We start from the raw sequence: 21,492 nt of genomic DNA on the forward strand, positions 1-21,492 counted from the left end.
ATTTTTAAAATCAACACTTTTACTATCTAAAAACAGAGATAGTTAGAACATATTCTCTCTATTAGGAGTTTTCCAACTTCTCATGAAATCTGGGTTGAATATAGATGCATCCTTAAACATTGCCTTCATATCGGTAACATTACTCACATCCCAGTGATGAATATCTTGATTGAATAAAGATTCTGCGAACATTGCCCTCATGTTGGTAACGTTTTTGACATCCCATTTACCTATTTTTTGATTGAAACTGGACTGCCTAAACATTCCCATCATATTCGTTACATTTCTGACATTCCACTGTCCTATATCCTGGTTAAATGTGGTCTGTCTAAACATCTCACTCATGTTATTTACCTTGCTGACTTCCCATTGACCTATATCTTGATTGAACGAAGACGCTCCTGAAAACATATAGTGCATTTTAGTCACATTACTAACATTCCAGTTTCCTATGTCTTGATTGAAAGCAAGTGCTTCATAAAACGTCCAACGCATGTCTGTGACATTGTGGGTGTTCCAATTACCGATGTTCTTATTGAAGGAAGAGGCATTTCTAAACATCATGCTCATGTCAGTCACTTTACTGACATCCCAGTTCCCAATTTCTTGGTTGAAGGCTTGCGCTTCCCAAAACATTCCGTTCATATCAGTGACATTACTGACATTCCAATCGCCTATCTTTTGATTAAAGGCAATTGCTTTGCAGAACATTTTCTTCATGTTAGTGACCTTACCAACATTCCATTTTCCAATATCTTGATTAAAAACTACTGCGTTGTCAAACATCTTATTCATGTTGGTGACATTACTGACATCCCAATCAAGAATCTCTTGGTTGAAGGCGGCTGCGCAGTAGAACATTTCGCTCATATCGTTTACACTACTGGTATTCCAACTTCCTATAGGTTGATTAAACGCTTTAGTCCTACAAAACATACCTGACATGTTGGTGACATTACTGACGTCCCAATTTGATAAATCTTGATTGAAGGAAGATGCCTTGCTAAACATATAGCTCATGTTAGTGACATTACTAACATCCCAAGAGTCAAGACTTTGATTAAAACTATTTGCATTGCAAAACATGCCTTCTGTATTAGCCACTGTAGAGGGAAGATCAAAAGGCACTTCAGTTAAATTTTGGGAAGAATAAAAGGCGTATGATAGATCGATTAGACCTAAATCTCCAAAGCTCTCCACCTTGACTAAAGAGTGTTCATTTCTGAGGACATTGTATACTTTTTTTCCAGTTTTCTCAAACCCAAAATGCTCTAAAGAACCTGTGATTTTCACAATGTATTTATTGTTTTTTTCATATGAGTGTTGGATGTTTCTTGCTTCTGTAATGGTCTTAAGTGCACTGCCATCCCCCCAATCAATTGATACATCAACTTTTCCATGCAGGGGTAAAGTAATCGTAGTGCCAGATGAAAGACGGGTGTCGTAGTGTAGGATCATTTGTGCACTAAGCTGGTAGGATGTTAGAAAAAAAGTTATAGTGATCAGGAATGACCATACTTTTTTACAAGTATTAGTAAGTGTCATATTTTATTGTTTTGTATGGCTGATTGATATGGTTTTATTTTTTTAAAATGTTTACAAACGAAAAGGGTAATTAGTCATCGGTAACAAAAACAGGGTAGTCCTTTTGGGTTCCAAAATCCCAGATGTTATCATTCCAATTGGTGAATGGATTGTCTTTACATGTTTGATCATTCACGCTGATGGGGCATTGGAGTTGATTTGAAAATACCCCTTTTCCCAAACTGCTTTTGGTCTTGCCTGTTACATTAATATCCCAAAAACTAGACTCAGCAGTACTTTCTTGGAAGCGGCTCTGATAGCCGATTAACCCTCCAGTTACTTCATCACAGACTACATGGGATCTAGTGTAGCTTTCGATAATTCTGCTGTCTTGCACATATCCAATTAATCCGCCTGTTTTCTTACCTTTACTTTTAGCAGTTCCTTCGGAGAAGGTTTGCATTACTTCACTAGAATATGCGCACCCAAGCAAACCACCAACACCTCTCGAATTATAACTGGTACCTTCAGCTGAACTGTTGGCATGGCTTTGGACCAATTGACTGAACTCACTTAGTGAACCTATTAATCCGCCTATACAGGACGCCTCACCTTTAGCCGCACCGCTTGCCGAGCAGTTGGAGACTTTGCTTTCAACGACTAGGCCTGCTAATACACCCGCTTCCGAATCCTCACTAACAACGATGCCAGTGACTGAAGCGTTGTGAATAGTACTATTTTTAGCATAACCAACAAGGCTTCCTACATTCGAGTATCCGTGCACTTTGAGTAGTTTACCAACTAAACGGATATTAGATACTTTAGCATCCTTAATAGCACCAAATAGTCCGATATCTTGTTTTGTCGAGCGATTGATATACAGATTCTTAATGCTGAATCCGTTGCCTTCGAAAATAGCCTGAAACTCATTGTCATATCGGCCTATAGGCTCCCAGCCCTTACCTTCGTTCCAAAATGCATCTTGCTCATTGATCGCACCATCTCCATTGGTGTCAAAATCCAGGTCTGCGGCTAATTCGAAACCGGTACAGCCAGGACGGGGACAACCTGCCGTTTTTTTTGGAAGCCGAAGTATGTTAAAATTGGTACGTACCGCATCCAGCTCTTTCCGTATGGCATCCAGGTCTTCGAGGGTATAGATTTCTATTAGTCCATCACCGTCCTTGTCTACTGCGTCAGCCTTCACCTGCCCACTAGGGTCAAGAGGAAAGGCATCTTTTTTGTCTGGTACATTATCATTATCATCATCCTTGTCAGCAGAATCGCCAATACCGTCATTATCCCAGTCACGGTATTCCTTTGGGTCTGTAGGAAACTGATCTTCGTTGTCGTCGGTGCCATCATTGTCGAAGTCACGGGGGAATTTATCCTTAGGGACTAAAATACCGTCGTTATCATAGTCGTCAGGAAACCTGTCAAAATGGTTCAGTATACCATCGCCATCATCATCCCGGTGAGAAGTGCCATTTATCACCAAGGCCGGAAAGTTGGACGCACGGCCAAAGTCCCAAACCGTAGCGTCCCAACCCTCATAAAGTGTTTTGGAGCACGCGGGGTCATTTGGTCTTTGTGGGCATTGCATTTCAATGTCAGTATAACCTGGATTTCTTTTATCTAGGTATTGGTTAGTTTCACTGACTCTCCAATAACTATTAACTACACTGTCTGGTCTGCCGCCAACTAGCCCACCAATGGTACCTTCGCCACTCTTCTTGGTTAAGGTCTTCACCGTCCCTGAATACAAGCTATATTTAATTTGTGTTTCAGTATCAACTCCTAGCAGCCCACCAGCACGATAGTATTGGACGGTTACATCACCTTTTGCATAACAGTTGAGCACTAAACCTGATTGCAGTCGTCCGGCTAATCCGCCAGCAATCTTTTCAGCTTCTACCGTGCCTTGAAAGTAACTCTTGATGATTTTACTATCATCTAAATAGCCAGCTAATCCACCTACAAACCTATCTGTTCCTATAATATTGCCTAATACATAGCAATTAGAAATAGTTATATTCCTCCCAACACCTACTATTCCTCCCAGTTGACTTCCACCATAAATATGTACCTGACTACCTGCAATACCTAAATTAAGAATCATTGCGTCACGGGCATACATAAATAAGCCACCTCCGTTAAGGTTTCTGATTTCATAACCATTTCCCTCAAAAACCGCCGAAAAACTATTTGAGCCGTCTCCAATTGGCCGAGTGCCAGAACCATGGTTCCAGTAATCATCTTCTGCAGTAACAAAACCATCAGAGTTGGTGTCAAAATCCAGATGCCGGGTCAATTCAAACCCAATACAACCTGTTTCAGGACAACCCATAGAATTGCCATAGAGGGACTTTCCTTCAAGGTTGTTTTCAATTTCGAATAGGTCCTCCAGGCTATTGATTTCAATTAGGCCATCGTTGTCAAGATCATAGTCAGACCGACCGCTTTGCGCTTGTACCGAGGTTGTAATTAACGAAACAGTAATACTTAATATGCAAAGTGAAGCATGAAACAAAGTAATTTTATTTGGTTGGATTAAATTATGCATTACTTATTTCTGTTTTGAGTAGAACTACCGAGTATAATACTTCCTGCCTTATTGTACTAATATCTTTCCATAGGGGTAAGGTAATCGTAGTGCCAGATGAAAGACGGGTGTCGTAGTGTAGGATCATTTGTGCATATGTGTTCCAGCTAAGCAGGAATAGGCATATTATCGCAAAAATTGTTTTTGAATTCATGTTTGATTTCACTGGTTTAAAAAAGACTTGATGAGTTGTTAAAACATGTTTTCTTTATCAGCTACTTTCCATCTACTGACGAAGCTCTTATTGAAAGATGAAGCTTCTTGGAACATTGCTACTGTGTTTAATACCTTCTGAGTATTCCATCTATTTAGATTTTGATTGAATGCTGTAGCCCCCAGAAACATACCTTGCATATATTCTACATTGCTCACGTCCCAGTCGCTTATATCTTGGTTAAAGTTTGATGCTTTGTAAAACATGGTTCTCATGGAAGTGACGTTACTCGTATTCCAGTTGCCGATATTTTGATTGAAGGAGGATGTTTTAAAAAACATATCATCCATACTAGTTATGTTGCTGGTATCCCAATTGCCAATGTCCTGATTAAAAGCAGTTGCGTGACCAAACATTTGAGTTGACCATTTTACCCCACTCGTATTCCAGCGTCCAATATCTTGATTGAATCTAGCTGCTTCATAGAACATAGCACTCATGTCGGTGACTGTCGAAGTATTCCAGTTTCCTATATCTTGATTAAAATTAGCGGCACCAGAAAACATCCCTTCCATAGTGGTAACCTTTCCAGTATTCCAATTTCCTATGCTTTGATCAAATACAATAGCACCATTAAACATATGCTGCATAGTAGTCACTTCACTTGTATTCCAATCGCCGATATTTTGGTTAAAAGATGATGCATCCATAAACATCCATCTCATATTGGTGACTTTGCTAGTATTCCAGCCATTGATATCCTGATTGAATTTTGTGGCCTCCTCAAACATGAAGCTCATGTCAGTGACATTGCTAACATCCCAATTCGATATGTCTTGATTAAACGATGTTGCCTCCTGAAACATGCCAGACATATTTGTGACATTACTAACGTCCCATCTGGAAATATCCTGATTGAAGTTGGGCGTTTCCTCAAACATGGCTTTCATATTAACTACTTTGCTGGTGTTCCAATCTCCAATGTTTTGATTGAAGTTCGTATCGCCGCTAAACATCGAACTCATATTTGTGACATTACTTACATCCCAGCTACTGATGTCCTGATCAAACGTCATAGCATTACAAAACATCAAACTCATATCGGTGACCTTGCTGACATCCCAGTTGCTGAGATCCTGATTGAAGGAGGATGCATAATGAAACATGCCCTTCATGTTTGTGATATTGCTAACGTCCCAATTGCTGATGTCTTGATTGAAAGATTCAGCTAGTAAAAACATATGGGCTGTCGTATGAACTGTAGAAGGGATAATATTCGGAACTTGTTTTAAATTTTTGGCCCAATGAAATGCATATGATAAATCGACTAGATTAAGTTCTCCAAAGCTTCTAACTCGGGTTAATTTGTCCGCTTTTTCTTCCTTCATTTCCTTACTCCCAAAGTGCTCCAAAGTGCCTTCTAACTTTACGATATATACACCTTCTTCAGCGTAAGTGTGGTCGATGTTTCCCGCAGTGGTAATGGTTTGATCTTTCCTTCCGTCTCCCCAGTCTACTGTAATATTTGTCGATCCGTCCAGCGGCAGTGTGATAGTCGTACCTGCAGAGAGATTCGTGTCGTATTCTAATACCATGGTTTTTTTAGTATCGCAACTAATCAAAACCTTAGCAATTAGAATTGCGGAAAGAAGTGTAGTTTTCGTTATCGTTTTTATTGAAATCATTATTGTTTCTAGTGCCTTTTTTGACAAAAAATATTCTTAAACTACAGGTGAGTAAGTGCTTTTTTGAAGCTGTTTTAAGTGAATTATACTATTTCTTTTATGTCGATTAAGGTGGTTGTTTTTAACTCAAGAGACTTGATGGAGAGCTGTTTAGGTCACAGGTAAATAATTTAAGTTTGATAGATGACGTCTTCTTCTATTACAATGAAATAGAGAAATTGGATAGTATAGACTATCCAATTTTAACTCTAATTTATAACACCCTATAACCTTTATTTAAAGAGTTTCTTATTTAATTCATTTATGGCAGATCAGCTGGTTTTGCATTGCTAGAATATCTAAAGTCATAAAATCACGATACTCGATTTATCTTGTGGATCATATTTTATTTCTATTCTTTGACCTTCTTGAGGAATAGTTAAATTAGAAAAAGCCATAGTTGTTTCTATTTCAAAAAACACACAACTATTTGGTATTACTTTTAGCTTAAGAGTAAGGATAGGGTCTGTAAAGTTTAGAAGCTTTCCAGTTTTTTTGACTTCGGTTACGATAGCTTCCGCACTAATACCTTCAATAATCAATTGGTTTTGCTTTTCTATCAGTTTCATTTGATTGTTCGCTATTTCTAGAGAATCATCCACTTCATTTTCAAAACCTTTACCAAAGAAAACTTTTGATATCCATCCCTTAAGACCATTAATTCCTACCTTTTGAGGGCTTTGAACAGCATACATCGGATCGTTATTCATATTCTATTTAACTAGACTATTTTTTTACTAAGATGTAGGTTGGAGTTTTTGGTAATTCTTCCATGGTATTAGAAGTATGCTATATGACAATCTTGGTTTGAAAGCCAAACAGAATAAACTTCATCTACCATGACAGCAGACACGAATCTAAACAGGAGAGATTTCTAAAAATTGTATATTTCTTTCAACGGGTAAAAAATTGAAAAAAATATAATCTATACTGAATGGTTGGTGTTGCTTTTATCCCGCTTTACGCACTAGAAGATTCGTCCCAAGTTTGGAAAACTTCAAGCAAAAAGTGTGAATCGTCTTATAGTACAACTATGTGCCAGAAAAAAAAAACTCGAATAGAGCCAATAAAAATAGTTTGTGGAGGGGTATAGTTTTCCAGAAATGATTTCCCCTTGAGTTTTGTCAACAATTGTTCGCTTTTCTTATGCTGTGCGTTAGAACGCTCTAATTAACTGAAAAGGAAGGCTTTGAAATTAAACTTGTCTAAATGATTGAATTATTCTGATAGCATCGAAATGACGAAGTCTCTCATGCTTAAAATTTATCCGTCTAGAGAATAGTGCGATAGTTTAGGTGATGCTGGTTTTATCCAAGTTTCATCGATAATTAAAAGGTTGTCGATTTTTAATGTTGATGTCTTTTATCGATTGAGAAGTAGGTCTATTAGTATACAGATATTCAACCGGAATCAACTAAGTACACCTCTTGATACTTAGACATCTACTAATGGGGGACGCTAAATACCGGAAGTGACATTAGAATATTCTATATCGATGTAGTATCACATTTGTTCAATCAACAAGAAGAATTTCATAGACCACCTTGAAATTTAATTTGCTCCTCTTGTGTTTTGATTTGTGACCTATTTTCGACAAGAAACTCCAATGACAAAATCCGGCTTTATTCAACTATAATCAGTTACGATGTTTATTTTTCTATCTGTATAATAAATGAACAACAAGCGCTGACAGTTCAGAAGGAATGTTCATAGTTGCCTACAAAGGCATACAGATATTTATAATTTCATGATTTATTAGTTAGACTATAATCCATTAGTGCCTTGATGAATATTTAAAGCTCACCTTATAATGGAGATATTTTTCTCAGTTATTTTAACGTGGTTATTTACTAGCAAAATTCTGTGCTATTTAATGGTGTGCGCGAAGCTACGTTGTATACCTTTTTAATAATTGTATTTTTCTTTCAACACACTAAAAAGTTGAAAGTTCCATCATAAAAACTTATTCAATTGATACTAGTTATTTCTGTACATTGCTGAAATTCATTGATTTAATTTCAATACAAAAGCTTGAATACTTAATTAAAATTTTAAGAATTTCTTTGGGTGCATTTTCAGTGTTTTTATTTCGGATTAAGCTGTGTTGATTTTGGAATAGAAAGTGGTTTACAGATCTAAGTTCAGTATTGCGAAATCCGAAAAGGTAGAAGAGGAGTATGTCGTATTCTGTCTTATGATTTGAATATACTCTTTCGGTGTAACCCCTACCAGATCCTTAAATTCTTTCACAAAGTGAGGCTGATCATAGTATCCAGAATTGGTGCTGACTTTTGTGAGCCTTTCATTGGTCTGAAAAATACGATAATTAGCAATTCTAAATTTGACTAATCTCACAAATTTCTTTGGAGTAATGTTTAGTATTCGCCCAAATAGGCGATAAATAGACATGTAGCTTATTTTCTTTTCATCACAGAAAGATTCTATTGTTGATTCCTTAGGTGAATTAATTACATACTCATAAAGGTCCCTTATGATACTTACTTCATCTGCTCTCGATTGAGAAAATTTCGTTTCTAGGTAGTCGTATATCTGAGTTATATAATTTTCTATATAACTCGGATCATCTTGGTCTTGATATCTCAAAGAAAAGTCAGTGATGGGCATACAGCCTTTTATGTCTAAATCCCAGAATGAATAAAAACAGGATGGGTAAAATCTGACTGAAAGTAGCTGAGAATCCTTAGGTATCTTATACTTTGAAGACGTTAGGTTTATATTTTGAACAGTAGGTTGATCGAAAAATTCATCATTGTAGTAGAACCCACAATTATTCAAAGGAATAATCCATGGATGAAAAGGGATTGGAATTTGAAAATGATCAAAGTCACTTTCTTTGGCATATCCAAAACTAAATCGTTCTATATATGATGTGAGTCTTTCAGGTTTATAATGCTTAAGAATCAAGTTTTCCATGAATACTTATTGATAAATTTTTCTCTATTTAGTCTGTACTTATGGATAATTCATGGTGTGGAATATTGAATGAGAGGTTGAGCTAGTTTGTCACGGCCATACTGGTTAAATAGGATCGTGAAATTGCAATCAAATACTTTAAAAATCAAAACTTCTTTTTACTTTAAAATCCGAAAAGACACACTATATATCTAAATAAAGCAATGAAAAATCCTTAAAGGCAGACGAAGAGTAAATTTCATTTTGTTTGATTATTTGAATGTACTCTTTTGGGGTGACTCCTACGAAATGCTTGAATTCTTTTACAAAATGTGGCTGATCATAATATCCCGAGTTTGACCCTATACCAGTAAGGCTTTTACTACTATGAAATAGATGATAATTAGCTACTCTAAACTTACATAACCTCACAAATTTCATTGGTGTCATGTTTAGTTTATTTCCAAATAAACGGTAAAGAGACATATACTTAATTTCTCTTTCATCACAGAATGACTCTATAGTGGACTCAGGGTTATTGATTATATATTGGTAGAGGTCTTTTATAATATTTACCTTATCAGCTCTCGACTGAGAAAACTTCGTGTCCAAATAGTCATAGATTTGTGATAAACAAATTTCTAATCGCTCAGGATCTTCACAATCCTCTTGATTGGGAATAAAATCTAGAATCGGTTGATATTTTTTAAGACTGAAATCCCAAAAAGGATAGAAACTACCAGGGTAAAATCTCACAAGTAGCATTTGTGAGCCTTGAGGCATTTTATAAGTGGCCGGTACTAAGCTAATGTTTTGTACAATGGGTTTATCAAAGAAATCGTCATTGTAATAAAACCCATGATCATTTAAAGGAATAACCCAAGGGTTAAACGGTAAGGGGATTTGAAAATGGTTGACATCATTCGTTTTGGCATATCCAAAAGAAATTCGTTCTATGTAGTTGGATAGTTTTTTTGGTTTGTACTGTTTAATAATAATGTTTTCCATGAATGCTGATTCAAAAAAATATATACTTCTTTCATGGATAATTAGGTTTGAAAATTAATGTTTAGTGCGTGATTGGGGAGGTCTGAATGTATGTTCACGCCAACAAATTCAGGATGCTAATTTGCATCTAATATTGATAAAAAAAAATCTAATTAATAGAACCTTTATTCAGCTACTAATACATTGTATCAGCTTAATAAGCTGTCTTGTTTTAATAAATTCTTTAAAAATTGATAATAAGGTTTTAGCAATTGGTGCTGCATATAGCTTTTCATGTTGTACAAAATCACTCCTGATACAGTTCTATTTTGACCATGTATGGTTTTTACTTGGCTATTTATCTTAGTGGTAGATATTTTATTCAATTTTTAAGTGCAGGTATGATGATAAGAAGTAAGATGATGTTCTTCATTTTTTCTTTTCTGGTCATGGCTATGAGCTGTGATGAGAGTGAAACAAATAATAGTGATGGAACAGAAGAAGAAAATGGTGTTAAAGATGAAATAGATCCAGTTATCAGTTGTCCTAGTAACATAGAACACATGGTAAAAGGTTCTGAGCAGGCATTTGTGTCTTTTGATCCGCCAGTAGGTACGGATGACAACGATCCTGTTACCAAACTGGTAGAAGGATTACCTTCGGGTTCAACTTTTCCTGATGGGACAACTACCAATGTCTATACAGTAACTGATAAAGCTGGAAACACAAGTTCTTGTAGTTTTGATATTACGGTTATTAGAGATTTGGAAGGTTTAGAGGAACCTTTTGTCATAGGAGGTGTAGATACTGGGGGTAAAAAATGGGAAAGAGTTGATGCTCTTTCCGATGAATTCAACGGTACGGAGTTTGATGATTCCAAATGGTGGAGAGACCCAGAGGATGATGGTTTTAAATGGTATGGTAGAGAACCGACACTGTTTAGACCAGAGAATGTAAGCGTAGGAGAGGGGAACATGAATGTGGAGGTTTTCAAACTAGAAGAGCCTGAATCCAAAACGATAGGAGGTAATCTAGTGTCTTTCGATTATGGAGGGTGTATTATCCGTTCACAGGCCACTGCTGGTCCTGGGCAATTTTATGAGACACGGATGAAAGCTAATGCTACTGTATTGTCATCTACCTTCTGGATTGCATTTCAGCAGAGTTGTACCGAGGGTCCGACTAGAAAGTTGGAACTTGATATACAGGAGTGTGTAGGAAGAGTGCACTCTGAAACGGAAACATGGGCTTTGAAATGGGATAATATATTTCATTCTAATACTTGGAGACATGCTCGTAGTTGTGATGTGGATGAAGCACAAAACTCCCCAGCTAAGACTTTATTAGAAGAAAAAAATCATTCTAGATACTTTGTTTATGGATGTTGGTGGAAATCACCTTCAGAAATTCTATTCTACCTAGATGGTAAACTAATACACCAAATCACTGATCCTCCGGCGGATTTTGATCTGTCTGGTCATATTACAATGGCCATAGAAACATATGATTGGAATCCTATGGATGATGATAACAATCTTGTCATCAATGGAACTTTAGATCAAAGGACCACTAAGTATGATTGGGTCAGAACTTGGAAGTTAGTTGACGAATAAGGCTTTTTGTTTATCAAAATTAACTCGCATATCTAATCATTTAATGATTGATAGATGTGCGAGTTTTTTTGTGCTATATAAGTAGAGGTTTATTTAAAATATGCACCATTTCTATCTTGGTAAGGCTTGAGAATTGTGATGAAGAACTACTGATGTATGGGTATATAGCCCATTTGTACGTTTACCCACCCTATCTTTAATTATCTCCCTATTTCACTTAGTCACATCTAGATACCTTGGTTCTCAAGACCAAAAATTATGTGACTATGACAATCAAAAAAATACTATTAACGTGTGTGCTCTGTCTTTATTTTTTAGCTGGAGCAATTGCAGGTGCATCCAACTTATGGGAAGGCAAAGGAAGAATAGCCTGTAGCTCTGATGGAAATAAGCATGATAATGACGACATGCAAGCCACCATGATGACCCTAATGATATTGGCGAAAGCTGGATTACAAGAAAATACAGTTCTATATACGTATGCCGATCATGTCTGGGCAAGTGAAAACAACGATCTAGCGATCATGAAAGAAAGTGCAGAAGGAGGAGGAGAACGATTTGGATTTCAAAGTACAAAGTTCTTAGCAGCGGTATCTGATCCAGAAGCTGCCTATAATGCGATGAGAGATGAAATCGTAAAATCTACTGCCGAGGATCCGTTATATATTATTGCGGCAGGACCAATGCAGGTGGTTGGTGAAGGTTTGGATAGAGCGAATGCTTTGACTCCTGCTTCACTGAACCATGTAACTGTTATTTCTCATTCAGTATGGAATGATAAACATGCTGATAACTATTCCAAGTCTGGGTTTCATGCAGAGTCTGCACATAGTGGCTGGACTTGGGATGAAATGAAAACAGCTTTTGGTACTAAAGTGAACTTTAATCATATCAGTGATCAAAATGGAACAGGTGAGGGGTCTCAAGCTTATAAGAGTAAAGATAAGTTCAGTGCTCCTGCATGGAGTAACTGGGCATGGATGGGAGCTCATAAAGACCCAAATATAAATTGGGTTTATACTAAAGGGCAGGCGAACCCTGGAGGACCAGATTATTCGGATGCTGGTATGGCCTATTACTTCTGTGCAGATTTAGATGGAGTTCGTGGAGATGAATTTGGAAATCCTGTAAAACTGGAAAAGTGGATCGGAACGGAAGAGATTCCAGTGGTGATTGACCCTACTAGAGTATCTAAGGTTTCATTAAATACAACTTCTCATCATATCAAGGATTTGAATGGTACTTTTCAGCTAACTGCTACAGTTGAACCAAGTACGGCAGTAGATAAATCAGTAGCGTGGAAGTCTAGTAATGAGGCTGTAGCTACAGTAAGTGCTACTGGGTTGATTACTGGACATAAGATAGGTTATGCGGAGATTACAGTTACGACCACTGACAATGGTAAAGTTGCTCGCGCAACTATTCAAGTAGGAGAAGTAGAGGCTGCCGATTATTGTGTAGGAGAGGACTTTATAGCATTTGAGGCAGAGGCCACCAATTCTGATTTAGGTAAATGGAAGGTAAGAACTCCAGGTTGGTCTCAATATGTAGAGGGAACTTCAGGGGTTCTTCCTTTGAATGATACATACTTAGAGTACACAGGAGGTACTGAGAATGGTAATCCTTCAGGTAATGATATATTGGTGTATAAGTTTACTCCTATCTCTGATGGAGCTTATCGACTGACCGGACGTATGGCTCAAAACCTACAAGGCGCAGTCTGGGACAAGTGTAATGATATCTATGTGAAGATGCAGGGCGATTTCACTTCTGGAAACGCCACTCCGATGAACTTATTGACTAGTTGGACCAAGCTGTACGGTAGAGGACATGATGGGGGTAAACCTCTTAAAGGAGACTGGGGAGCATTTGTCAAAATGGATGTAAACCATAAGAAATATACTCCAGTATATAACCTTAAGTCAGGCGTGGAATATACTTTTTCAATCAGCGGTAGAGCCACTCGAACATCGATTGATTACTTCCTTTTTGTAAAGGAACAAGATGGTGTCACCATAGCGGAACGAAAGGATCTAATAACGCATACTCCTGCTAGAATGAGTCCTACCTGTATCCCTGTCAATGGATGTATGACTGTCAGAGCACATGACTTTGACGTGACAAATGTAGCAGGATTCGACCCAGCAACTAAAGGAAAGATACCTGGTACTCCAGCAGATGGAATTAATAAAGGAGAACAAGTAATCGGATGCGGGGGGAATAATGGTAAAACAAAACCAATCGCCGCAGAAGAAATTTATAACGGTGCTGATACTGATGCGACTTTTACAGTGAAGGCGGTAAGTGAACCTGATGGTGAATGTACTTATGCAGTTTATGTCAATGGTGTCAAAGTTGGGGAAAAGCAGACTAGTAGAATATTTGATACGGATATCCCTCCATATACCTATGAAGATTTAGTGATGAACGATACGCCTGTCGCTATTAAAAAAGGAGATGTAATCAGAGTAACATCTAATCAAGTATCTAACAATTTGGTGCCAGAAGGTGATGGTTTTGCTACTGCACGAGGTCGTTGGGTAAGTTTAGATATTTGTGGACTAGGGATTACGTCAAGGTCTGAGGCTTTAGGAGTGGTAGATTTTTCAGGTTTTATATTGAACACTGTCGATGAGATACCTGTGAAAGTAAGCTATACTGCGAATGAGGCTCGTGACATTTATGTAGCAATTCACCAACCTACGGGAGAGTTGATAAAATCAAAAACGGTTTCAGTTGAAGCTGGTAAAAGCGTGGCAACTGTGACTATTGCGCTGGATGGATCTTTAGCTCTTGCCAATGATTATAGCGTAAAAGTGGAGCTAAGGCCAGATGGTGGTATTGACGGTTCAGCAGTCTTGAATGAGGTTGAGACTTTTAATGTAGTTGAGACTTTGCCTACACTTGAAGATTTAGTCAGTTTTTCTTCTTTTCCGTCCCAGTTGACCAACGGTATGACGGAAATAAGTGCGGTGATTTCATATAGTGCAAGTGAAAACAGGTATATCAATTTTGCTCTTCATGAAGCTGTAGGAAATAAATTCATCACTAATATCAAATACGATGTGACACAAGGATCGGGACAAGTTACTCTTACTCTTCCCTTAACGGCTGCATTAGCAGTAGGTACGGACTACAAACTTAGTACCGCTATTCGTCCTCCAGGTGGAAATTGGAGTTCTAATATTGATGATGATGATAAAGTCTTGAGTACGGTAGATGCTTCTTCAGCTCCTAATATTCCTGTTACTGGAGTATCACTTACCATTACGAGCTTTTCTTTGGATGCTAAGGATGCTACGCAGCAACTGACAGCTACAATTGAACCAGTTGACGCTACGAATAAGGGGGTGACATGGGAATCAAGTGATGATGGTGTAGCTACTGTAGATGGATCAGGATTAGTTACTGCGGTAGCTAATGGAACGGCTGACATTACTGTTAAAACCAAAGATGGTAACTATACGGCCGTAGCTAAATTAACTGTGACTATAGATGGATCTGCTACTCCAGATATTGCCGTAACAGGTGTCTCGATTGCGGCAGAATCTGTGACCTTAGAGTCTGAGGGTGCAACGGAACAACTTATAGCAACAATTACTCCCAGCGATGCTACAAACAAAAGTGTAACATGGGAGTCAAGTGACGATGGGGTAGTTACAGTGAATGCCTCAGGAATGGTTACAGCTATGGCTAGCGGCACAGCAACTATCACTGTAAAATCTCAAGATGGAAATCACACTGCTGTATCGACCATCACGGTAGAAATAGATGAAGATCCAGGTGAGGTGTCAGCTATTGCAACATTGGAGGGAGGATTGAAAGTGTTTCCAAACCCATCTACTGGTGAAGTTCAGATCAATTGTAAGCAAGGAACGGAGATTCGAATATTAGGTATGTCAGGTAGACTATTGAGGGTTATATATGCATCCAAAAGAAACCCAATAATTGACTTATCAGGTCTAGGCTCTGGTCTATATGTCATTCATTTGACTTTAGATGGTGAGACCGAAGTAAAGAGACTTAACCTTATCTAAAGAGATAAGCTAAGTATATAAATAGTTAATAGTCTTTAGGGGCGGTTTTCAATTTGTGTCACCTTGATGACATAGATTTTAACTGCCCTTTTTTTGATTTTTAAATAGAGAACAGAGAGACTACTTTTTTAGGTTTTTTTCTTTCGAAGTAGATGTTTGGACTCTTGTTCTATTGACTTGAATCTATTGATATCTCTATAGGGTTGACATACTGGCTTTATTATGAAGTTTACGATAGTCTCTAGGAGTTACATTGTAGGTCTTCTTGAACTGTTCTCTGAAATAGCGTAGATCACTAAAACCTACATTATAGATGATTTCAGTTACGTTATACTCATCTTCTAGCAGCATATCAGCTGCTTTTTTGAGTCTAATGGAGCGCATATATTGATTAGGAGTCACACCTACGATAGACTTGAGTTTTTTGAAGAAAGTGGTGTGAGACATGTTGAAATTAGAAGCTAATTGTTCTACAGAGAATGATGATTTTGAAAGGTTTTCATCGATCAGATCAGAAACCTTTTTCAGAAAACTTTGATCTGCACTTGTTACTTGAGATTTAGATGGAATAAAAAGTGGATTTTCCTTAAATCGAGTCCAAATATTCTGTCTTGATTTCCCGATAGCTTTTATTCTGGCCTTAAGTACAGTCATATTGAAAGGTTTAGACACATACGCATCTGCACCATGTTGAAACCCTTGAAGTTCCGACTCTATTGAGGTCTTTGCAGTGAGTAAAACAACAGGAATATGGCTTAGTCTCTCGTTGTTTTTAATCTTACTACATAGCTCAATTCCGTCCATCACAGGCATCATTACATCACTAATGATGAGATCAGGGATTTGTTCCGCACAGAAATCAAGTGCTTCTTTACCATTTTTAGCAGTTACTGTTTGATAGTCACTGTTGAGACTCGAAGTGAGGTACTGCAAGAGTTCAGGGTTATCTTCAACAATCATTACTGTATATATGAATGATTCAGAACTAGTCGGTTTCGATGGCGTTTCTATGTCTTGTACAGCTAGCTCTTCAACATCAATTTCAGGTCTAGTGATCAATTCAGTCTCTAAGGTCGCTTCTAGTTTTTTGCTGAATTTTAGTAGGAAGGTCGTTCCTTCATTTGTTTTGCTAATAAGGGATATTTCACCTCCATGCATATCAACTAGACTTTTAGTAAAAGAAAGGCCTATTCCTGAACTATTGATATTAGAATCTTTTAGAGAGTTGGCGACATAAAAACGTTCAAATATTCTCTTTTGCATTTCTTCAGGAATTCCAACACCTGAATCTCTAACTTCAATTTGAACAAACTCTGAATCTTCTGAAACTGATATTTCTACATGACCGCAATTTTGAGTGTACTTGAGAGCATTCGATAAGAGGTTATTTAGGATTTTCTCCATCATGTCATGATCAAATACAAGGCTTATTTTATCTGTACTAGATTCAATGCTCAAAGTGATATCTTTTTGGTCTGCTAACACTTGGAACGAACGATATACGTCTTTTACAAAACTCACAATGTCTCCCTTGGCAGCATTTAGAGACATTTTTCCTTGTTCAAACTTTCGGAAATCAATCAATTGATTGATAAGTCTAAGCATTACATTGGCATTTCGTTTGATGATCGAAAAGTCTTGTTTAGCACTCTCTTTATCGTTTTTATTCCAATGGTCTGACAGCTGATCTAGATAACCTAGAATAATAGATAAAGGTGTTCTGAATTCGTGGGAAATATTCGTGAAAAACCGGAGTTTAAGTTGAGTTAGCTCCTTGGTTTTTTCACGCTCAATACTATCCGCTAATAAAGTGTTCTTAGTGTTGGTTTTAATGATAGAATACCTCTTTCTCATCGCAACCGCCCCGATAATTAGAATAGTATATAGTATTAGAGCACCGTTGCTCAGCCAAAGAGGTCGGATGATTTTTATAGGTAAAGTAAGTTCTTGAGTAGTTCTTTGTCCATTACCATTTATTGCCCTTATCCTAAGCGTATAATCACCGGGTAACAAACTCGTATATTTAGCAAAGCGAGATCTCCAATCTGTTTTTATCCAATTATCATCAAACCCATCCAGTATGTATTCATATTGGACTTTTTGTGGAGAAGAATACTGAAGTGCAGTAAACCCTACTACAAAACTGTTCTCTTGATATTGAAGTTCTAGATTAGGGATTTCATTGAGGTTGGCTTTTATAATGACACGTCCATTGATTTTCTGACTAGGTCTAATTTGTTGGTTAAGAACTTGTAAATCAGTGAAAAAAAGTTTGGGGTTTGCGATGTCATTATGAATCAAATTAGGATCTACAACATTGATTCCATTTACACCACCAAACGCCAAATGTCCATTGGAGAGTTTACACATGGACAGATCAGTGAATTCATGGTCTTGAAGTCCATCATTCAAGTCAAAGTTGGAGATTGACATGCTCGGCAAGTCTATCTTAGATATACCTTTATTGGAAGATAGCCACATATTACCATTATCATCCTCAAGAAGTGCTTTTATGCTGTTATTGGATAGACCATCATCTGTTGTGATTTTTTGGAATGTATCTGTATTCTCATTTAGAATATTGACCCCACCTCCAAGAGTTCCTATCCATATTTTACCAGTCGAAGATTCAGTTATGGGTAAAATATAGTTATGAGAGATGGAATGTGGGTTTTGTATGTCAGGAGTATATACTTTGAAAGAAGGTAAATCGCTATCTCGTTGACCTTTGGATATCACACAAAGTCCTTTATCTGTACCGACCCATATTCGTCCTTTAGAGTCCTTCATTAGACTTCGAACTATTTTAGAAGGGATATTTGTATTGGAAGGTAAAAAACAATCCAATACATCAATTTTGTAATTGTACCTGGCTAAACCTTGACCGTATGTTCCTATCCATAGATAGTCTTCATCAGAGATCATTGCATAGGTGGCGTACACTACAGAATCTAATACAGCAGACATGTCACTATTGGTAAGAGTGCCATTTTCATGGATTATATGTTTTTTATGATTGACCTTGAAGTGAGTGCCTGTTACTAGATAGTTTTGATTATCAATATTTAACTCGGTCATAGCAAGTACTTTTGTAATTCCTTCAAACTCAAAATCTACTGGCGTAAATGCTATGTGATTATATTCTTTTACTGTTCCCTTGAAAACACCACCAGCAGTAGTTCCTACCCAGATGTTTTTTTTAGAATCTTCATAAATACAATTGACACGACGATTGTTAAAATCATTGTATAGAGCAATGTTTTTACCTCTTTTGTCAATTCTAATAAGACCGTCATCGCGTAATCCCACCCAAATGATACCTGAGTGATCAACTGACATATCTAAAGCTTCACGTCCATTGATAGGTTCCCCGTCTTCATATTCAGTATATAGCGCTGTTTGTAATAGTGATTGGTTGATGAGGTCTACTTTAAAGACATGGATACCGTGCTTCGATGCTGCCCAAAGATCTCCTTCATGATCGAGAACCATACTTTTAAACTGACCATCGATCAGGTTTGTCAATTTGCCATTCGAATCACGGTAGATAATAGAATTGTCAATGGAATAGATTTGACCATGATTAGGAGTGTCTATTATAGATCGAATGTGTTTTTGGTTTAGCAAATGAACTTTTTCGAATTCAAATTCTTCTTCCTTCCATTCGTAATAGTATAATCCCTTTATGCTACCAAGAAGGACTTTGCTTTCAGATACAGGGTGAATGAATTTAAAAACACCATCATCAATTTCTAAATGGTTTTTATTCCCAAACTTTCGAATCTGGTATTCGCCATCCTTTTTGTCATAGACGAAAAGTCTAGTGGGTGTAAGAATAAGCGTTACGTTTTCATTGATGAATTTAAAATCTATTACACGATGGTTGAGAATATGATTAGGTAAAAAATCAGGTTTGAAAGGTCTTATTACTTCAGTTTTAGGATCGTATACACAAATGCCTTGGTCTGCTGTGCCGATCCATATTTTTTGATCAGGAGCTTCTTCTAGAGTGAGTATTAAGTTACTACTAAGGCCAGTGTCGCTGTTTAGGTTTATTCGAAATGTTACAAAATCATAACCATCATATTTATTGAGTCCATCGTCTGTGCCAAACCATGAATACCCATATTGATCATGTAGAATACAGGCGACATTATTTTGTGATAGGCCGTTTCGAGTATCTATTTTTTGAATAGAGGGAGTTTGGGACATTGCGGGGAGTATGGATACAATGCCTCCTAGAACTACAATTAGGGAGCGTAGCATGATAGTTAATAGTCTGGTCTTATCTAATTCTTATACTATCATAAAAATACCCATATATCGTTTTTTAAATATGAATTTTGAATACAAAAAATACATCGAATTACAGGGGGGATTAAGGTCGTATTAGATTTGAAATGTTCGAGGTGTACGCGAAACCTAAAAGTAGGTATTGTAAATACCTGATCAGTTTCCTATCTAGTTAAAAATGGAGAAATAATATCGAAAAGAACTCTGATAATGTACTTGAAAGTAGATTTGATATAGTTCTAGAATTTTTAATTTGTCAGTTAATTGTTAGAAAGTCAATGAATTACAAAGTGTTTTAAAAGATGCCTTTTAAACATGACTAACACCAAGTCTATTTATTGTTTTTGAAGAGTTCTATGGTTTCCTTGTGAGGTATATGAGGTCTACTGGCAGCTTCCAAATAGTCTGACGGAATATTGTTGTCGCCATTTCGAATACCCTCGTAAATTCCAGAAATAACTTTACCCAGAAATTCTCCGAGTTCTACTTCTCTTTCCACTCGGTATTCCTCAACGGTAACAGGTTTGTATTTAAGGTTAGTTCCAAACGCATTATTCATTAATTCAGCCAATTGGTCTTGCGATATCGCTTCTCCAGATAAATTGTAAATTTTTTGATCACTTTCATTTGTCAAAAGCTGAGCATAGGCATAGCCTAGTTCCGTCCGACTTGTGTAACCACATTTACCGTCAGCAGCACTGTTCCTGATACAACCTTCCTTGATATAGGTGCTCAAATATTCTAAATCAGGCTCGATGTAAATTCCGTTTCTACCAATAGCCCATTCTAATCCAGAGCCTTGTATATCCTTTTCTGTTTGACGATTGCTCTGAACTACAGGACTGAAATCTGTGTTAATTTCACTGCCAATGATACTAGTGTATACGATTTTTCTTACTCCGTTCGATTTTGCTGCATTGATTACATTTCTATGTTGTTGAATTCTTTTGTCAGGAAGATCCATACTGGATACAAGTAATAGTCGATCGATACCTTTCAAAGCTTCATCAAACTCTTCTGGACTGTCATAATTACCTTTTCTAACTTCCACGTTCAAGTGTTCAGCTTTTTTAGGAGTTCGAGCGATAGCGATTACGTTTTCTTTTCCTACCTCTTTGATAAGAGCTTTGACGATTGCCGTACCCAGTTGTCCATTTGCAGCAGTTACTCCAATTTTCATCTTCTATGTGTTTTAAAGTTTAATGTTAGAGGTTGTACAAATATCGCTAACCATGTATTGGGATAGATGGTGATTCTTAATCTATGAATGGTAAAAGTTGGAACTAAAAGAGAGTTGTCGTTTTGGTAGCCTCATGCGGCGGGAAGAAAAACGACGGTCAGTTTTCTTCCCTCATCCGTCCGCAACAAAAATGACGGCTGTTTTTCGAGCCTCACTCGTCCGCAACAAAAATGACGGCTGTTTTTCAAGCCTCACTCGTCCGCAACAAAAACGACGACCATTTTCCGAGCCTCACTCGTCCGCAGCAAAAACGACGCTCGTTTTTCGTCCCTCACTCAGCGGGAAGAAAAATGACGGCCGATTTTTCTCCCGCCGACTGGCGGCAGCTGTTCCATTAAAAAAGACAAAAAAGAAGGTTTTCGTAAAGTGAAAAGCAAAATCAAATAATTTATTTCGGGTGTTTTA

At 37.3% G+C, this 21,492-nt stretch carries 11 protein-coding genes; 3 read left to right on the plus strand and 8 right to left on the minus strand.

Annotation, left to right across the window (positions count from 1 at the left end):
• Positions 1 to 42: 42 nt before the first annotated feature.
• From DKG80_RS02835 to DKG80_RS02860, 6 genes are all read right to left on the minus strand, one after another.
• The gene (locus DKG80_RS02835) at positions 43 to 1,458 is read right to left on the minus strand and encodes a BspA family leucine-rich repeat surface protein (protein ID WP_162555641.1); all 1,416 of its coding nucleotides are present in this window, start codon (positions 1,456 to 1,458) and stop codon (positions 43 to 45) included.
• A gap of 157 nt (positions 1,459 to 1,615) precedes the next feature.
• Positions 1,616 to 4,087 carry a hypothetical protein gene (locus DKG80_RS02840; protein WP_109829772.1) on the minus strand — a complete coding sequence of 824 codons (2,472 nt, stop codon included), beginning with the start codon at positions 4,085 to 4,087 and terminating at the stop codon, positions 1,616 to 1,618.
• Between the two features lie 231 nt (positions 4,088 to 4,318).
• Entirely contained in the window at positions 4,319 to 5,875 is a 1,557-nt protein-coding gene (locus DKG80_RS02845; RefSeq protein ID WP_162555642.1) for a BspA family leucine-rich repeat surface protein, read from the minus strand.
• Positions 5,876 to 6,309: 434 nt separating this feature from the next.
• The gene (locus DKG80_RS02850) at positions 6,310 to 6,714 is read right to left on the minus strand and encodes a hypothetical protein (protein ID WP_109829774.1); all 405 of its coding nucleotides are present in this window, start codon (positions 6,712 to 6,714) and stop codon (positions 6,310 to 6,312) included.
• A 1,417-nt stretch (positions 6,715 to 8,131) separates the two neighbouring features.
• Positions 8,132 to 8,938, minus strand: a complete 807-nt coding sequence (locus tag DKG80_RS02855; RefSeq protein WP_109829775.1) for a helix-turn-helix transcriptional regulator — start codon at positions 8,936 to 8,938, stop codon at positions 8,132 to 8,134.
• 183 nt (positions 8,939 to 9,121) lie between these two features.
• Complete coding sequence (locus DKG80_RS02860; RefSeq protein ID WP_109829776.1) at positions 9,122 to 9,925, minus strand: helix-turn-helix domain-containing protein; 804 nt, start codon at positions 9,923 to 9,925, stop codon at positions 9,122 to 9,124.
• A gap of 383 nt (positions 9,926 to 10,308) precedes the next feature.
• On the opposite strand from DKG80_RS02860, the gene DKG80_RS02865 reads away from it, so the two are divergent.
• Both DKG80_RS02865 and DKG80_RS02870 read left to right on the plus strand, forming a co-directional pair.
• Complete coding sequence (locus DKG80_RS02865) at positions 10,309 to 11,517, plus strand: HYR domain-containing protein (RefSeq protein WP_162555643.1); 1,209 nt, start codon at positions 10,309 to 10,311, stop codon at positions 11,515 to 11,517.
• 266 nt (positions 11,518 to 11,783) lie between these two features.
• Positions 11,784 to 15,554: an Ig-like domain-containing protein gene (locus DKG80_RS02870; protein ID WP_162555644.1), complete on the plus strand. Its 3,771-nt coding sequence runs from the start codon at positions 11,784 to 11,786 to the stop codon at positions 15,552 to 15,554.
• A 195-nt stretch (positions 15,555 to 15,749) separates the two neighbouring features.
• On the opposite strand, the gene DKG80_RS02875 is transcribed toward DKG80_RS02870, so the two are convergent.
• Together DKG80_RS02875 and DKG80_RS02880 are read right to left on the minus strand one after the other, a co-directional pair.
• Entirely contained in the window at positions 15,750 to 19,820 is a 4,071-nt protein-coding gene (locus DKG80_RS02875) for a hybrid sensor histidine kinase/response regulator transcription factor (protein ID WP_109829779.1), read from the minus strand.
• A 358-nt stretch (positions 19,821 to 20,178) separates the two neighbouring features.
• Positions 20,179 to 21,027 carry an SDR family oxidoreductase gene (locus tag DKG80_RS02880; RefSeq protein ID WP_109829780.1) on the minus strand — a complete coding sequence of 283 codons (849 nt, stop codon included), beginning with the start codon at positions 21,025 to 21,027 and terminating at the stop codon, positions 20,179 to 20,181.
• Between the two features lie 97 nt (positions 21,028 to 21,124).
• Between DKG80_RS02880 and DKG80_RS21045 the strand changes: the two genes are divergently transcribed.
• Complete coding sequence (locus DKG80_RS21045; RefSeq protein ID WP_162555645.1) at positions 21,125 to 21,457, plus strand: hypothetical protein; 333 nt, start codon at positions 21,125 to 21,127, stop codon at positions 21,455 to 21,457.
• The last annotated feature ends 35 nt before the right edge of the window (positions 21,458 to 21,492 follow it).

It is taken from the genome of Reichenbachiella versicolor (genome assembly GCF_003171675.1).
Classification (GTDB): Bacteria; Bacteroidota; Bacteroidia; order Cytophagales; family Cyclobacteriaceae; genus Reichenbachiella; species Reichenbachiella versicolor.

Bases quoted from the DNA above. Each gene is read 5' to 3' on its own strand.
- DKG80_RS02860 (WP_109829776.1), bottom strand. From the start codon at position 9,925: ATGGAAAACATTATTATTAAACAGTACAAACCAAAAAAACTATCCAAC.
- DKG80_RS02850 (WP_109829774.1), bottom strand. From the start codon at position 6,714: ATGAATAACGATCCGATGTATGCTGTTCAAAGCCCTCAAAAGGTAGGA.
- DKG80_RS02875 (WP_109829779.1), bottom strand. From the start codon at position 19,820: ATGCTACGCTCCCTAATTGTAGTTCTAGGAGGCATTGTATCCATACTC.
- DKG80_RS02855 (WP_109829775.1), bottom strand. From the start codon at position 8,938: ATGGAAAACTTGATTCTTAAGCATTATAAACCTGAAAGACTCACATCA.
- DKG80_RS02835 (WP_162555641.1), bottom strand. From the start codon at position 1,458: ATGATCCTACACTACGACACCCGTCTTTCATCTGGCACTACGATTACT.
- DKG80_RS02865 (WP_162555643.1), top strand. From the start codon at position 10,309: ATGATAAGAAGTAAGATGATGTTCTTCATTTTTTCTTTTCTGGTCATG.
- DKG80_RS02880 (WP_109829780.1), bottom strand. From the start codon at position 21,027: ATGAAAATTGGAGTAACTGCTGCAAATGGACAACTGGGTACGGCAATC.
- DKG80_RS02840 (WP_109829772.1), bottom strand. From the start codon at position 4,087: ATGCATAATTTAATCCAACCAAATAAAATTACTTTGTTTCATGCTTCA.
- DKG80_RS02845 (WP_162555642.1), bottom strand. From the start codon at position 5,875: ATGGTATTAGAATACGACACGAATCTCTCTGCAGGTACGACTATCACA.
- DKG80_RS02870 (WP_162555644.1), top strand. From the start codon at position 11,784: ATGACAATCAAAAAAATACTATTAACGTGTGTGCTCTGTCTTTATTTT.